The following is a 15628-nucleotide window of genomic DNA, read 5'->3' as shown; positions in this document are numbered from 1 at the left end:
TCAATAAGTAATCGATTCAGATTTTATTTTTCTTCCGGTACTCGCCGGGCGACATGCCCATATATTGCTTGAACTGCCTATTGAAATAAATAATATTTTTATATCCGGCTTGTTCCGCAATCTCGTATACTTTCTTCGTAGGATCCTCGAGCAGCTCGCATACCCGCTTCATACGCAATTCACTTAGAAAATCGCTGAAGAGACTATTGGTTTCGACTTTGAACAGATGCCCCAGATAGTTAGGGGTAAAGTCGAAATGTGCGGCGACCTCGTTTAGCGTTATTTTTTGATCTAATCTTTCTTTCACATACTCCGTAATTTCATCAATTAACTTGCGCTTTTGCCTTTGGCGTTTCAAATAAAGCAGCTCCGACAGTTCAAAGAATCTTCTTCTCAGCCACGAAAGGATATCATGCACCGTTTCAAACTGAAACAGCACAAAAGGATGATGAGAATCCCAATTCAAAATCTCGTACAAATGCTCATTCATTTGCTGCAGATCAGCATGAAGCTTAGAGGTAATCCGGATAATGATATCGTAGATGTCGTTTTTCTGGGAGATCGGGCTGTCTCCGGCAAATAGCTGAAGCAAGCAATCATCAATAGTGGTAAGGTCGTAGTCGAGCATAGCTTTAAGCATACGATCCACAATAACCTCTAAGTCCGAAGCCATCTTTTCCTTTGGAGACCATTCCGAGGCATCTTGGATCAACCTATTCTTCCCTACGATCCATTTAATGCTTAGCGCGGCCTGCGCCTGCCGATAGGAATCATGTAGCTTGACCGGGTCGGTTGTGTACATTCCTCTTCCGATCGTAATCGAACAGGAGAACTCCTGATAGAACGCCCGAATCAACTCTTCCAGCAAAGCTGTAAAATATTGTTCCTGAACCGCAGCAAGGATCACAAAGTGATAGTCATAAGTCGTAATCACCATGCCCAAATTTTGATCCTGAGCAAACTTTCGGATAAACTGATTGGCAGTGCTGCTCCATAAACTCCGCTCTTCTTCCGTCCAGGTTTGGATTTTTCGCGCCATGTCGTCGATCTCAATGATGGCAACCGCTGATGCACCTTGTAAGTATGGCGTGAGAACGTTATGAATGTGCGTTTCAACCTGTCCCGGTGCAGCCTCATTAAACCAACGCAGCAGTAGCTCCTGATTAACAAGCGTCAGCGTTTCCGACAAGGAAGTACGCTGCGTCCTCTCTTTCTCAATCTTTGTGCAGAGTTCGGTCAGCGTCTCGTTCAGCTCGTCATCATCCACAGGCTTAAGCAAATAACTGTATGCGTTCAATTGAATCGCTTCCTTGGCATAATTGAAATCCTGGTGTCCGCTAATAAATAGAATATGGACCTCTGGGTTAATCTCCTTCGCTTTCCGTGCAAATTCCACGCCTGACATAATCGGCATACCGATATCAGAGAGAATGATATCAACAGGGTGCTGCTCCATCATTTTCAGAGCGGCAAACCCGCTTGTTGCCGTTCTCACGCTATGTAAAGGCAAATGATCACTGCCGGCTACACGCCGTCTAAGCCATTCCAAATCGATTACTTCATCATCCACCAACAGAACATTGATCTCCATCGCCATACTCCTCACTCCCCCATCACTTCCCTGATCTCTGCATTTTCCACCGGTAAAATAATTTGAACTGTCGTTCCCGCTCCAAAATAGCTACCGATTTGAATGCCGAAATCGCTACCGTATCGCAGTTTAATTCGTTCTTCCACGTTTCTCAGACCGTAGCTGCCTGGTTGATATGCGCTTGATCGCATGTTTTGAAGTGTCTCCGGCCGCATGCCGATCCCGTTATCAATGACCTTGAGTTCGATGCGGTCACCCAGCCGCTTTCCAGTAATACGAATCGCAATAGTCTCCCCGAACCAGGCGTGCTTGAATATATTCTCCACAAACGGCTGTAAAATCAGCTTAATAATAGGCACCTGTAAAATTTCCGGATCGACATCATAATAAACCTCAAAGGCGTCCGCATACTTCACTCTCTGAATTTCCAGATACATCCTCACCTGCTCCAGCTCATTTTCAAGGGAGATATATACATGCCCATCGTTTAATGTGAGTCGATAAAATTTGGAGAGGCCTTGTACCATCTGCGTAACCTTCTCCACTTCCCCCAAATTGGCCAGACTGCCGATGGTCGACAGCGTATTGTACAAGAAATGCGGACTGATCTGGGCTTGAAGCACATCCAGCTCCGCTTGCTTTTTCTGAATGCCCTGCACATAGACGTTCCGGATGAGTTCCTGAATGCTGGTCGCCATTTGGTTGAAGCTATTAGCGATATAGACAAATTCATCGTTCCCTGGAAATCCGATTCTTTTATAAAAATTCCCCTCCTGAAACGATCGAACCAAATACACAATCCGCTTGATTTTCTTGCCAGATATACGTGCAACTAGAAAACCGATAATAGCCATCACCAAAAAACTGATGGAACAAACGGTACTAATCACCTTCCGCATTCTACTAGCATCTTTGTTCAAATAAGAGTGAGGTACGCGCGCCTCAATGACATAGCTTGATACCGGAATATCTTCACTAATAATTAAATAAGCATCTTGTTTCGTATCTTCAGCAGCAACACCTTGTTCATACAAAGTCATTCCTGTAGCCCTATCCAACAGACGAAGTTCAATCCCCTGTTCAATCGGAAAAGTATCAAAATTACCAAATAGCTCATCAATCCTCGCCGTAACGCGAATATATCCGATAATCGCAGGTGCTGCCTTGGAAGAAACGAGCTTACGGAAATATGAAATATTACCTAGCTCACGGTCGGTATCCGCTTGAAGCCACAAACTGTCTTGATTATTCGCAACAATCGACTTAAACCACTCCGTATTCTCAATCACCTGATCAGAAAGAACATAATAATCACTTCGACCGATAGGTGTCGACATATCATCACCAGTAATTTCAAGCATCGTCTCATTGACCGTAAAAAGCGCAAGTCTCAGCTTGTTCCCATACAGTTGCAGAGGGGCCTTCATATAAGGAACGATATCATCTCTCATTTTGAGCATATTTTCCAAAGGATCTCCCCTGAACTGAAGGGCATTCTGAAAATTCGTATTTAGAAACAGCGAGTTGGTCATACGTTTGATTTCATCTGTCTGGTATTCGATGTTGTTCCTCGTCTGCTTTAATGCGGTCCGGACATTCGTTTCGGCCATTTCAGTCCTGGACTCTACGAGCATTGTATAGGCTATATAGCCAACCAGCACATCTGTCAGCAATACAAGAATGAGATACGGAATCATCATCTTGTATGTGAATGGAATATACTTTTTACTAGACAGTTTCCTCTCCATGCGCATGCTCCCTTATATACGTATCCATACGACTGCTATTTTGACCCATTTTACAATGAAAAGAAAGCGGTTACTATATCTTGTATTTGGAAACTTCGCTTTAGAGTAGCACTCTGTTCTCCAAAATATTTTTCAAGCTGATATGCGATTTGGAAGGTCCGAACTTTATAAGGTGATCTTGAAATTCAGCAAGCGCCTCAATCGTTGAGGTCTGTACCTTAATGAGATAATTATATTCTCCACTAATGCGGAACAAATCGGTAACTTCCATAGCATCGTTGCAAAAATCGGTGAGCTCTTGGCAATGTTCTGTTTTGATTAGAATAAAAGTAGTCGTACCCCGGTTCAGATCCCGCAAATTAAAAGCTGTATGATACCCCGATATGATGTTCCTTTCCTCCAACTTAATGATTCTTTCTTTAACGGATGGTTGTGACATCGAAACCTCTTTGCTGATTTGTGAAATGGGCATTCGAGCATTGTACTGCAATAATTGCATAATCTTTTTATCAATATCATCCATAAGATGTTCCATATCAAGCGCCTCCTAGCTCTTTTTAATAAATAAACCCATTCAACTAAAATACCTTATATTCAATAACCATGTCAGGATAAAACACTTATCTTATATATGTATCTCCTATTTTAATCCAACTATAATAAATAGTACATTAGATATAGGAGTGATTAATAATGAGCGTAAAAGGTCTTGCACATATAGCGATTCAAGCCAAAGATTATAAAGCAACAATTTCATTTTACATTGACGTCTTAGGATTTAAGTTAGGTCATCATTGGAGTCTGCCCTCCTTTCAAATCAAAGAAGCTTCGATGCTTATTTCACCTGATCAAAGAACTTGCATAGAGATTTTTGATAACGATGCAGTCATTGCCGCCCAAGGGAAAAAAGCCTTGTCTGAAGAGGATATAGCTCACGGAGCACTCTTACATTTCGCCTTCTACGTCGATAATGTCGATGAAATGTACCAAAAAGCCCTTGCTCATGGAGCAAAGGCTTTTATAGCACCAGATTCTATTTCTCTTGGTGAACCGCCTCTTCTGATCAAGAACGCGATCGTTCACAGCCCCAATGGGGAAGTTATCGAATTTCTTGAAGAGGTTGATTTTGATATGTCTAATTACACTACTTCATATAAAGATGCATCCAAGGCTTGAATAAAGCCCGACCAATCGCCTGTCGTGTACAGCAGAAGTCGATGCATCGCGCGCGTACAAGCTGTATAAAAGAGTTTACGTTCGCTCTCCCGATGATAAGTCTGCGTAGAAGCATCGTAAATTAGCACGGCGTCGAATTCTACGCCCTTAGCAAGATACGCAGGAATAATTAGCGTTCCCTTCTCAAAGGTGAGCGTCTCCTTCGTAATAAGCCTTAGATTCTCGCCCCCCTGTGCAAGCAGTGCTTCATAGGCTTCGCGGCTTTCCGCAGCAGTCTTAGTAATAACGGCGATGGAGTCGAGACCTTCGGCCATAAGCGCCGCAAGATCCTCTTTTATCCGCACCGCCCGCTCCACCTCATTGCTAGCCTTCAATAGGTGCGGCTTCTTGCCGCCCCTATCAAAAGGCACGATCTCTTCATTAGTTAGCAGCGCCTTCGTAAACTCCACAATCTCGCGAGTCGAACGATAGCTTCGGATTAAACGAAATAGGTTCGTTTCCTCTTCACCATAAAGCCGGATCAAAGGAGAATCCACCTCTTGCAGATTCGTCGCTTGCGGGAAAATCGCTTGACTGAAATCGCCGAGTACTGTCATGCTGGCGCGGGGAAACAATTGCTTGAGGAACGCGAATTGGAACGGCGAATAATCCTGTCCTTCATCAATAAATAAATGCCGCACCATTGTATTCGTACGAGAACCCTCGATAAGCTCTTTTAAATACAAGAATGGGGTCTCATCTTCATAAAACAGTTCGATAAGGCTCAACTTTTCCTTCGTTTGCATACAGATTTCTGGCCATTGATCAGGTACTTCGGTCTCACCCGTCATTTTCTGATAAGTGGCTTCATCCCTAAATAACTGCTCGTATAATCCAATCGTATCTATGAATTTCAACCGTTTGGCATCCCGTCTTAGCGGTTTGAAGTGCTCCTTCACGATCATACGACGCAGCAACTCATCTTCCTGCGAGCTAAAGTCAAAGACATTCTCTTCCCCGTCCTTCTGAGTACGAAAATCGCCATAGATTTCAAGATACTGCTCTGTAAAATCGAAGACAGCTTCCTCTCGCCGGTACTTCTTAAGCACCTCACTGTAAGCTTCGGCATATTGATCGTTGTCGAGGTAATCGACTTCATCTTGAACCCAGGGCGCTTCCATTTCCTGACGCTCTAGCTTAGTCAGCTCACGCAGCAGCCATTCACGTAGTAAAGCAACGCGATTAGCCAATCGTATAGAGCTGTCGTAGCTGTAAAATTGCGACTTCATTTGCTCCGCAGTAATCAACTCGCGGTCCCGGAAACGGATACTGTGGAACAGCATACCTTCTTTGCCTAACCATAACGCGTAGCTTTGAAGAGCATGCAGGAAAGCCTCAGAAGCCTTATATTGCATCCCCGTTAACCGTGCTTCATACCCCTGCGAGGATTGTGACGTCAGTACATATTCAATCTGCTCGAAGGGGTCCTCCAAATTCATCGTGGATCCGAGCCAATAGGCAAGGTACTCCTGAAAGGTCGTTTGCTGCATATTCTCTTCCCCGAGCTCAGGGAGCACCGTCGATACATAACTGTTAAACATCGGATTTGGCGAAAAAAGAACGATCTGATCTGCCTTGAGCCTATCGCGGTGTTTGTATAATAAATACGCTACCCGTTGCAGCGCTGCGGACGTTTTTCCGCTGCCAGCCACTCCTTGCACAATAAGCATACGGCTTTTGTCATTGCGGATGATGGCGTTCTGTTCCTTCTGGATGGTCGCCACAATGCTCTTCATTTGTGAATCTGCGCCTTTGCCAAGCACCTGCTGAAGCAATTCGTCCCCGATCGTTAAGCTCGTATCGAACACGTTCTGGAGCTGACCGTAACGGATCTGATATTGCCGCTTCAGCATCATCTCACCTGTAATCTGTCCTCCCGGCGTTTCGTAAGTAGATGGCCCTGGGGAATGATCATAATACATGCTTGCAATAGGCGTTCGCCAGTCATACACCAGAAAGTCCACACCGTCTGCATCAACGAAAGAAGCCACTCCGATATAAATTTTCTCACTCAAGCCCAAACCATCTTCTTGAAAATCCATTCGCCCAAAATAGGGAGACGGCAGTAGCCGTTTCATATTCTTAAAACGCTGCACCCGCTGCCGGTGGCTGCGCTCTCGCTCGGACAACAATGCTTCTTGCTGCTTTATACTGTAGAAGGTCTCTTCGAAATCTTCGTCTGTGCTCGTATTGACCGTGACTTCTTCCCAAAACCGCTTGCGAATGTCCACCACTTGATCACGTAGCCCAGTCACTTCTGGTTCTAGTTCTGCGATTCTTGATTGCAGCTTTTCCGTAACCAAATCAAGCCGATCTTGTTCTTGCTGCCAATCCATTACGTTTACCATCTTCACGAACACGCTCCTTTTCATTCTTGTTATAAAGAAGCAAAAATTAAAATTTGACAAACTGTTAATCCACATGGTATTATAATAGTGTAGATAAGATGTTACACTTATGTGTAAATTCGTGAAATCAACAGTGATTATTTTATAATATCACGATCTTTCTTTGCATGCAAATTATTTATATAAGTAAGAAGAACCAGCAGACTCTGCTGGTTCTTCTTTTTTTGAATGCCAAGCTTGGGCGCACATAGAGAATAGACAAAAAGACCGTCCTAAGGACGGTCTTTTTTCTTACTACAGTAGGTTTACTATTTAGTTTGCAGCAGATTCATAATGATGGTTACTGCCTCTGCTCTTGTTGCGGTCTCATTTGGTGCAAATACATTGCCGTTACGTCCGCTCACAATGCCTGATTTCTTCACGGCTGCAACCGCATCCTTTGCCCATGCAGGAATTTGGCTATCATCAGCAAAGCCTGTTGATGCCGCCGTTGTTAAATCTACCCCTGCTGCTCTAGCGATCATAACTGCTAGCTCCGAACGTGTTATGCTCGCTGCCGGACGGAAGGTAACATCCTCATAGCCGCGTATAATCTTCGCCTCTAAGGCTTGTGCAATGGACTTCTCAGCCCAAGCAGGGATTGTATCTGTGAAGCCCAATTCCACACCGTTTCCAGTTGGCTTCAGCGCATTCATCAGCATCACCGCAAATTCAGCGCGTGTCACCGCACCATTCGGTTTGAACGTTCCGTCGGCATAACCCTTGACGATCCCTTCGCTCACCGCTTTCTTAATATTAGCCTGTGCCCAATGTCCCGAGATATCGCTAAATTGAACCTCTGTCGTCGGTTCAGTAGATACATTGGTTACCGGTAATCCAGTCGCTTGATCCACTACGAGTACAGCAAACTTCGTAAAGTGATCCACATCTGCAGCAATGCGATTTCCATCTATTTTGCCGTCATTAACTTTCACCCAGCTCTTCTTCACTTCATCATAATAAAAGATCGCTACAGTTTGGCCGCTCTTCACTTGTCCTGAATCGAACACAAAGGTTAGCGTGACTGGTTTACTAAAGTTCTCCGCGAAGTTTTTTAGAACTTCATAGATCGGGCTTACGAAAATCTCATGATTGCTGAGAAGATTCTGCGAATCAAGCACTTTCTCAATCGTTAATACCAACTGCTTGCCTGAAGCATTAGCTGGAATTGAAATCACAAGCCCATTATCCAATCTGACTTCACCCGCTTGACCTGCAGGAAGCGTCAGTTTCCCATTGGAGGAGATAACCGGAAGTACGACATTAGAGGTACTACCACCATCATTACCACCGTTTCCATTACCATCAGAACCGTTATCTTGCGCAGCTCTCGTTATTGTTGCTGTGTATCTCGTACCTGTGCCATCTTGGGCAATTACGAATAACTCCAATCGGTTACTACCTACTTCAAGGGGAAGCTCTATGCTTGTTGCCCCACTTGCCAAACTTATCGGACCGGCCACAAGTGTATTGGCACTATTGTACATACTCACTGTCAAGGTACCATAAACAGCATCGCTGGCCGTTGCCGTCACTGTGAAGTTAGATAAAGAATACGGTACACTCGCTGTATAGTCGTATACACTTCCGCTCACTGTTTGATCCAATGTTATGCCGCTCAAATTCAAGCTATTCAAGCTTGCACTAGAACTTAATGTTGTAAACGTAATCTCTTGTCCATAGCTTACTCCGGTTGCATTCACTGCATAGGCACGTACATGATAGATAGATCCAGATTGAAGTCCTGCAAGACTTACTGAAAAGGCACCTATTCCACCTGATTCAGCTATAACTTTACCATCCTCAATTGTCGGATTGGCACTAGTAGAATATACGATTCCTCGCTCTGTAACCTTAGCGCCACCGTCCGAAGTGATATTTCCTCCAACCGTAGCTGTCATAGAAGTGATATTTTGTACTTCTGCATCCGTATCAACAATAGCAGGTTCCTCAATACCTTTGACAAAGCTTAGATAGAAATCATCAATCGATCCCCATGCGCCGCCGTCTGCTTTGATATTAGCTCCGATTGTAAGGGTTCCATCGGTAACGAGAATATCCTGGATCTCAGGATTATTCCACTGTGCCCATCCTTTCACACCGGTGTTTACTTTTACTTCCTTACCATCCGTTACAGCAAACAGATTCATATTGGGGTTGGCAGCATCTCCCCCTTGAATAAACATCGAAAGATTATAATATCCCGGCTTCAGACCAGAAATAGTCTGCTCTACTCTAAAATCCACTGCTTTCGCAGAGTAGAAATGTAGTGAATAGTTGCCTGTTTTGGCATCTGTAACTTTATTTTGGTAGTCTGTATGTGGAGCATTAACGTCAGCATAGGTGATTTTCCACATGCTTCTATCGCTATTTTCAAAGCCTGTGTTGACGATAAAGTTCTCTTTTTTAATAACTAGAAGAGCCTTTACCACCTGACCGCCTTCCACCGTTCCACCGATCACATAGCTGCCCGCGCCCTTGCTAATGGCTTGCTCAAGCGCAACTTGATCCCAAACCACTGACATCTTGCCGGAACTTCCATCATTGTAAGTAACACTTACGTCTGTTGGCAGATGGATTGGCTCCCCAGCAATCGCCGTTATCGAAACATCCTTAATTTCATCTACAGCAATAGGGGCCACTGCGCCTGTATTCACATATTTGAACACATTCAGCGAGGCAAGCGGATGTCCGTTAAAATCAAACAAAGCCTGGTTATCAACGGCACTTCCGCCATACCATTCCCCTGCATCATCAGGGTCATATTCCTTCGCATAGCTGGATGCCCAACCGGAACCGTACTGTTCCCATATCAACTTATTCTGCTCCAGATTGTCTTTCGGACCTACCGGAAGCCAAGCAGGCTCCCAATAAAACACGCCAATTCCCGCGTTACCCACATTCGCAACCGCTTCGATCACGTCTCTAACTGAGTTAGCCTGACCTTGAACGCTGATAGGGTAGTTTAAAGTTTGACCTGAGCTTTGCGGCGCTGTATTTCCGTGTCCATCCCCGTCTTCTGCGGTATACGCGTAAGAGGTTTCAGCTACCATTACTTTTTTCCCATAAGTATCAGCGACTTGCTTCAACACGGATGTCAAATTGCTTAATGTACCGTGCCAGAATGGATAATAAGAACTTGCAAACACATCATAGTCTACATTGTTATCTTGCAAATTCTTAGCTATAGTGGCATATCTGCCTGCCGACTCCGGATTTGTAAAATGCAGAGCAACCAGAATATTAGGATCGATCTCCCGAATGGCTTTGCTTCCCTCATTGAACAATTGGCTCATCTTCGTCCAATTAGATTCACCAACGAATTGTCCATTCGTTTCATTGCCTACCTGAACCATACCAATATCAATACCTGCATCAAGCAGGGCTTGCAGGCTTACTTTGGTATATTCGTAAAGTGCAGTCTTCTTATCTTCGAAACTCAGATTGGCCCATGCCTTAGGCGTATGCTGCTTGGCCGGATCGGCCCAAAAGTCGGAATAATGGAAGTCCACTAGCAGCTTCATACCGTTTGCGGTCGCTCTTTTCCCAATTTCAATCGCGGTGGCCAGATCATTATTGCCACCACCATAACCTTTTCCAGCTGTATCAAAAGGATCATTCCATATCCGTACCCGAACGTAATTAACCCCGGCTTCATGTACGGTTGTAAAAATATCCTGCACCTCTCCGTTTTCATTGTAAAACTCGACTCCGCTATTCTCTAAAGAAATAATACTGGAGATGTCCACGCCCTTAATAAAATCAGGCTGGAGTCCTTCCACCTTCTTTACAAAAATATCCGCAGCCACCGGCTGGGTCGTATCCGTACTCAACTGTTTCAACTCAAAGCTGTCCAGAAATCCATATGCGCTTGGAGCGCCGCTTATGTTCGCACCAACCTCAAGACTCGGGGTATCCTGCTTCAAGATAAATTTCAGGCTGAGCGTTCCCCAAGCATTATAGCCTGTGGTGGTAATGGCAGCCCCCTTCTCGTCTCCCGCAAACAATTCAACATTCCCCGTTTCATTGTCAGTACCGCCCATCGACTTGACTGAGAGCTCATAACTTCCCGCAGGGAGGTTCGTTATAGTCTGCTTAAGCGAGATGGTCTGGTTTCCAGTAGCGACTTTGTTAATCCAATATTTGAAAGCATGAGCTCCTTCATCTGGATTTAGCCAAGTATCATCGGCATATGCAAAATGCTTAATTTCTACTTGATTCCAATCTGACGAATCGACACTCCATGATCCATCTTCCCAGAAATTGTCCTCGAAACCGCCATTTACTATTAAAGAACTGTTCGAATCTGCAGCCAAAGCACTCCTCATGTTGAATGAGAATGAACTTAGCAGCAATAACACTGCTAAAAATGCAGAGATACCCTTTTGATTAACTCTCACGTTCTGATCACCTTCCATTCTAAATTTTCAGATGCATATGTGTGCGTCCTAAGCTATGTAAGCACTTACAAATCAATATACCAATAGTTAAAATATTTAGTAACGGATGAAAAGATAAGATTTTGTATGCTTAAGCAAGCTTTATAGGCTTTAATCTTCGTTTTCCATTATTCTGGAATAGATGATATTAAATAGATTTCAGATTTTTTTATCCAAATATAACTTTTTGTATGCCTTCTCCATCTAATCATACAGAGGGCCCTCAAGGAGGAAAAATCATTTGCTGGAAAACGAACTGGATATCAAAAAAGCGCAGAAAGGCGACCACGAGGCGTTTACCCGTCTTTTTAGGCAACTGGAATCCCAGTTGTACAGATTAGCCAAAACCATTCTGCTAAAAGATGAAGATTGCGCGGATGCTCTTCAGGAGACGACACTGAAGGTGTATAAAGGGTTGGCCAACCTTAAGCAGCCTAAGTTTTTTAAAACCTGGGTTATACGCATCCTGATTAATGAATGCAATCAGTTACTTCGTATGCGAGAGCGAACTATAGCTGTGGCGGAAATTCCCGAAGAACCGGTCGATTCCTATGTGCATTTTGAAGATTCAGGCAACGTAGACCTGCAAAGCTTCATTAATCAGTTGGACGAATCCCTGCGGCTTGCTATCGTGCTTTTTTATTATGACGATTTATCCATTAAGCAGATTGCAGATGTGCTCGACATCTCCGAAGGAGCGGTCAGGGCACGACTTCATCGCGCACGGAGATTGTTGTCCAAACAGATACATCCTGTGCGGGAGGAGGGTCTTGCTAATGAATAATAACAATTTAGAAAAGCAGATCAGGGAGCTAGGAAAGGCTAATATACAGGAGCTTCCACCTTTACTGCGGTCGCGGCAGGATTCGATTTATGCATCACTCGCCACAATTGTCCAGGATCCTGTGGAAAAGGAAAAGAAAAAACGGATATATCCAAAAATCGCAGCTGCTGTATCTGCAGCGATAGTGCTAAGTGTTATGCTAACGGCCGTCTATCCGCCAACGTTGGCCAATGCACTCAAGCAGCTTCCATGGATAGGCGGAATTTTTGAACGGGCAGATGATATAGGATTGCAAGCTGCTCAGCGTCTGGGTCTGATTACCCGACCGAATAGTAGTGATACGCATGATGGAATCACCTTGTCTGCCGAAGAGGCTGTATTTGATGGCAACCGATTGGCATTCTCAGTGAAGCGCGAGGGAGAAGGGCTGGACGGGAAGCTCACCGGCGTGACGATTGGAGCGGATGGGAAGCCTTTTCTAGGCAAAGGTTCAATAATGTCCGCAGAAGTTTTGATCGATGGGGTTTCAATGGAGGAATTCTCAGATGGTCATTGGGAAGCTGTTCCTTTTCTAACCTGGATGGAAGGCAAGGAGCAGAGTACAGCTATTTTTCAACTGGTGGATTCTTCGAATTTGGGGATCACCAAGCCTTTCCCTGATCAATTTGAACTGACTGTAACCCTTCATTTAAACGGTATAGATACACCATACATTCTGGAGATTCCTGCACGTAAGGTTACAGAAAATAGTATTGTCGTACCTGATATGCGCGCACAAGCAGAGGGATGGAGTCTGACGCTGCAAAAGCTGGAATATAGCCCATTAACCACGCGCCTGTTACTCAACATTGAACAAGGGACTGACGGGGATTACGCAGATTTTAATACATTGGGCTTTGAAGTGACGGATGAACAGGGACTGGTATTGGAAAATATATCGCAAAAAGCACTCCTTTCATCCAATAGATCACAGGATCTGAATCTGCTTGTAGAGCCGTTCGAGAAACATCCCAATATGCTCACAATCCGTGGCTATCTTTATGAGTTCGAGGATCCAAAAAGTAAGAGTGGCGCATTCAAAACAGACAGCTCCGGAAATCCTGTGAAGCATTATATCGATGGTCTGGAAATAAACGTGCTAGTTAAATAAACACTAAGGAGAATGATATCATGAAGAAAATGACAACGAAATTGTCTGTAATTTTAAGTGCTGCTGTATGCCTTGGAGCGTTGGGAATGCCGGCTTTAACCCAAGCAGCCAGTGTTCAAACCGCCGCTGAAGCTTCCCTGAATACAACAAAAGTCGCCGATTCACACGATCAGCTTACTTTAAAGGGCAGTGCACAGTTTGACGGTAATTATATTAAGATCGATCTGAGCCGTGAGGGATCCCTGTTCTCAGGAATGCTCGCAGGTGTAACCTTGAACGATAAAGGTGAGCCTTACCTTGCAGAAGGAACCATTTTGGCAGTAGACGCCAAGCTCACTAATTCAGGTGGAATTGATTTTAAATCACCACGCTGGATCAGTGATGGTGACGCCAACAAGGCGGTTGTTGTATTGCAGACCGGATGGCTAACTGAGCAGCAAAAGGCAAGCCTGGCTTCCTCTGAATTGAGCATCCATGTGAAGCTTAACGGAATCGAAGATCCGTATGTACTAAAGTTTTCTCTTAAGCAAGCAGGAGTAGCGCGTAACATTCAGCTACCAGCTTTAAAGAAAGACAACCAATTTGAAATCAAAACTAATCGTGTTGCTGTGGGAGAGACTTCTGTGCGCATTGCTTTAGCAGTTAAAGGGGTTGCTACCCAAGCACAGGCTTTAGGATATGATATTTATGATAATCTGGGAAACGAATTAGAATATATTGCACGGGAATCTGTTGCAACAACCCATAATACTGTTTCTGAAGATTTATTGTTCGAGGCGCTTCGCCCGGCCGCAGAATATCTCATTATCAGACCTTATCAAGCGGTGTTTGAAAAAGGCACTGCAGGGGCTTATAAAGTAGATGCCAAAGGTAATGTAGTTAAAAATTACAACAAGCAACTAGAGATCAAAATTCCTCTGAAATAATAAACGCTGCAACAGATCCATATGTATGAGGAAAAGGGGATTACCTGTTGGCCGTGAGGCCTGAGGTAATCCCCTTTTTCATGGATGAAGCGTAATTTTACAACTAATCATCCATAGACAAATCCAGTGTATTCCCTTTACTAATGAAGACCTTGTAATTAGCAATTTTGTCGTTCAGCATCTTCTCTGTCTCTGTTAAATGTCTGATTTGATCTTGAACTGAGCTTCTATGATCTTCCAGAAGATTCAAGCGGGCTTGGCTTGTATGTTCTCCTTCTAAATATAACTGGGCATATTGCCGGATTTGTGAGATGGGCATTTGGGTTTGTTTCAACCTCAGTACAAATCGCAGCCAAGCAAGATGAGTATCATCATATACCCTTTCTCCATTGGCATTGCGTAACGGAGCAACGATCCCTTCTTTTTCATAATATCTCAGTGTATATGTGGTTATCTCCAATAACTTGGATACCTCGCTAATCGTGTACATGCAAATCCTCTAATCTATTTTATTTTGAAAGTCACCCTGATTATAAAAAACATTTGCCTTAGAGTAAACTCTAACCTATATAATCAAATCGCTGTAAGATCGAATTACATTCTCGTAGAAAAAATAGGAGGAACTCACATGAAGTACACTGTAATTACCGGCGCTAGTTCAGGGATAGGTTATGAAACTGCCCTAGCTTTTGCTTCTCGTGGAAAAAACTTAATCCTTGTGGCCCGCAGAAAGGAACAGCTAGAGGAATTACAGTCTAAAATCGCTGGTATTCATCCTAATGTAGAGGTTGTCATTCAAACGATTGACTTATCCGTTATCGAGAATGCTTATACATTGTATGAAAGCCTGCAAGGATATTCCATCGAAACCTGGATCAACAATGCCGGATTTGGGAACTTTGCTTCAGTGGCCGAGCAAGATTTAAATAAAATAACTACAATGCTACATCTGAACATAGAAGCGTTGACTATACTCTCCTCTTTATTCGTTCGAGACTACTCCACTATTGAAGGCACGCAATTAATTAACGTTTCATCTGGTGGCGGTTATACGATTGTGGGCAATGCTATAACGTACTGTGCGAGCAAGTTTTATGTAAGTGCATTTACTGAAGGACTATCTCATGAGTTGAAGAGTCAAGGTGCACCTATGCAGGTTAAAGTGTTGGCACCTGCCGCAACAGAAACAGAATTCGCGAAACGTGCTTTCGATATCACGAATTTCGAATATCACGGCGCTGTGCGGAAATTCCATACCGCGAAGGAAATGGCTGGATTCATGCTTGATCTGTATGACAGCAATCATGTGGTGGGACTTGTGAATGGTTTGACGTACGAGTTTGAGTTGAGAGATGCTATTTTTAATTATGTGGAGAGTACGCGATAGG

11 protein-coding genes are annotated in these 15628 nt (G+C 43.9%); 5 read left to right on the top strand and 6 right to left on the bottom strand.

Features of this window, described 5'->3' with window-relative positions:
- Positions 1-16: 16 nt before the first annotated feature.
- From MKX35_RS03870 to MKX35_RS03860, 3 genes are all read right to left on the bottom strand, one after another.
- On the bottom strand, positions 17-1597 hold the full coding sequence (locus MKX35_RS03870) for a response regulator (RefSeq protein WP_305953466.1): 1581 nt from the start codon (positions 1595-1597) through the stop codon (positions 17-19).
- A 5-nt stretch (positions 1598-1602) separates the two neighbouring features.
- Positions 1603-3339 carry a sensor histidine kinase gene (locus tag MKX35_RS03865; protein WP_042192986.1) on the bottom strand — a complete coding sequence of 579 codons (1737 nt, stop codon included), beginning with the start codon at positions 3337-3339 and terminating at the stop codon, positions 1603-1605.
- 100 nt (positions 3340-3439) lie between these two features.
- Entirely contained in the window at positions 3440-3874 is a 435-nt protein-coding gene (locus MKX35_RS03860) for an Lrp/AsnC family transcriptional regulator (protein ID WP_076285015.1), read from the bottom strand.
- Between the two features lie 158 nt (positions 3875-4032).
- On the opposite strand from MKX35_RS03860, the gene MKX35_RS03855 reads away from it, so the two are divergent.
- Positions 4033-4515: a VOC family protein gene (locus tag MKX35_RS03855; protein WP_076298072.1), complete on the top strand. Its 483-nt coding sequence runs from the start codon at positions 4033-4035 to the stop codon at positions 4513-4515.
- On the opposite strand, the gene helD is transcribed toward MKX35_RS03855, so the two are convergent.
- Positions 4479-6902: an RNA polymerase recycling motor HelD gene (gene helD, locus MKX35_RS03850; protein ID WP_076298073.1), complete on the bottom strand. Its 2424-nt coding sequence runs from the start codon at positions 6900-6902 to the stop codon at positions 4479-4481. The two genes, MKX35_RS03855 and helD, sit on opposite strands and share 37 nt — an antisense overlap.
- A 308-nt stretch (positions 6903-7210) precedes the next feature.
- Complete coding sequence (locus MKX35_RS03845) at positions 7211-11269, bottom strand: glycosyl hydrolase 53 family protein (protein WP_256716194.1); 4059 nt, start codon at positions 11267-11269, stop codon at positions 7211-7213.
- Between the two features lie 352 nt (positions 11270-11621).
- Here MKX35_RS03845 and MKX35_RS03840 point away from each other — a divergent pair, with 352 nt between their 5' ends.
- Genes MKX35_RS03840 through MKX35_RS03830 form a run of 3 tightly spaced genes read left to right on the top strand, consistent with a single transcriptional unit; the run spans position 11622 to position 14240 of the window.
- A complete protein-coding gene (locus tag MKX35_RS03840) occupies positions 11622-12164 on the top strand; it encodes a sigma-70 family RNA polymerase sigma factor (protein WP_231573368.1) in 543 nt (180 codons plus the stop codon).
- Complete coding sequence (locus MKX35_RS03835; protein ID WP_076298074.1) at positions 12157-13314, top strand: DUF4179 domain-containing protein; 1158 nt, start codon at positions 12157-12159, stop codon at positions 13312-13314. Before MKX35_RS03840 ends, MKX35_RS03835 begins: the two co-directional genes overlap by 8 nt.
- 20 nt (positions 13315-13334) lie before the next feature.
- Positions 13335-14240 (top strand): DUF5643 domain-containing protein, encoded by a 906-nt coding sequence (locus tag MKX35_RS03830; protein WP_076298075.1) that lies wholly within the window; start codon positions 13335-13337, stop codon positions 14238-14240.
- A 103-nt stretch (positions 14241-14343) separates the two neighbouring features.
- On the opposite strand, the gene MKX35_RS03825 is transcribed toward MKX35_RS03830, so the two are convergent.
- Positions 14344-14730, bottom strand: a complete 387-nt coding sequence (locus tag MKX35_RS03825) for a MerR family transcriptional regulator (RefSeq protein WP_076285022.1) — start codon at positions 14728-14730, stop codon at positions 14344-14346.
- 138 nt (positions 14731-14868) lie between these two features.
- On the opposite strand from MKX35_RS03825, the gene MKX35_RS03820 reads away from it, so the two are divergent.
- Complete coding sequence (locus MKX35_RS03820) at positions 14869-15627, top strand: SDR family NAD(P)-dependent oxidoreductase (protein ID WP_076298076.1); 759 nt, start codon at positions 14869-14871, stop codon at positions 15625-15627.
- Position 15628 lies beyond the last annotated feature (1 nt).

Origin of the sequence: Paenibacillus sp. FSL R5-0923, from assembly GCF_038009145.1 — a bacterium.
Taxonomy (GTDB): Bacteria; Bacillota; Bacilli; order Paenibacillales; family Paenibacillaceae; genus Paenibacillus_AQ.
Note: the sequence above shows the minus strand (reverse complement) of the source record. Positions and strands in the feature narration are given on the sequence as shown.

Excerpts from the sequence above, each read along its gene's own strand:
- helD (WP_076298073.1), bottom strand. The coding sequence starts at position 6,902 with ATGGTAAACGTAATGGATTGGCAGCAAGAACAAGATCGGCTTGATTTG.
- MKX35_RS03835 (WP_076298074.1), top strand. The coding sequence starts at position 12,157 with ATGAATAATAACAATTTAGAAAAGCAGATCAGGGAGCTAGGAAAGGCT.
- MKX35_RS03865 (WP_042192986.1), bottom strand. The coding sequence starts at position 3,339 with ATGGAGAGGAAACTGTCTAGTAAAAAGTATATTCCATTCACATACAAG.
- MKX35_RS03820 (WP_076298076.1), top strand. The coding sequence starts at position 14,869 with ATGAAGTACACTGTAATTACCGGCGCTAGTTCAGGGATAGGTTATGAA.
- MKX35_RS03825 (WP_076285022.1), bottom strand. The coding sequence starts at position 14,730 with ATGTACACGATTAGCGAGGTATCCAAGTTATTGGAGATAACCACATAT.
- MKX35_RS03860 (WP_076285015.1), bottom strand. The coding sequence starts at position 3,874 with ATGGAACATCTTATGGATGATATTGATAAAAAGATTATGCAATTATTG.
- MKX35_RS03870 (WP_305953466.1), bottom strand. The coding sequence starts at position 1,597 with ATGGCGATGGAGATCAATGTTCTGTTGGTGGATGATGAAGTAATCGAT.
- MKX35_RS03830 (WP_076298075.1), top strand. The coding sequence starts at position 13,335 with ATGAAGAAAATGACAACGAAATTGTCTGTAATTTTAAGTGCTGCTGTA.
- MKX35_RS03845 (WP_256716194.1), bottom strand. The coding sequence starts at position 11,269 with ATGAGGAGTGCTTTGGCTGCAGATTCGAACAGTTCTTTAATAGTAAAT.
- MKX35_RS03855 (WP_076298072.1), top strand. The coding sequence starts at position 4,033 with ATGAGCGTAAAAGGTCTTGCACATATAGCGATTCAAGCCAAAGATTAT.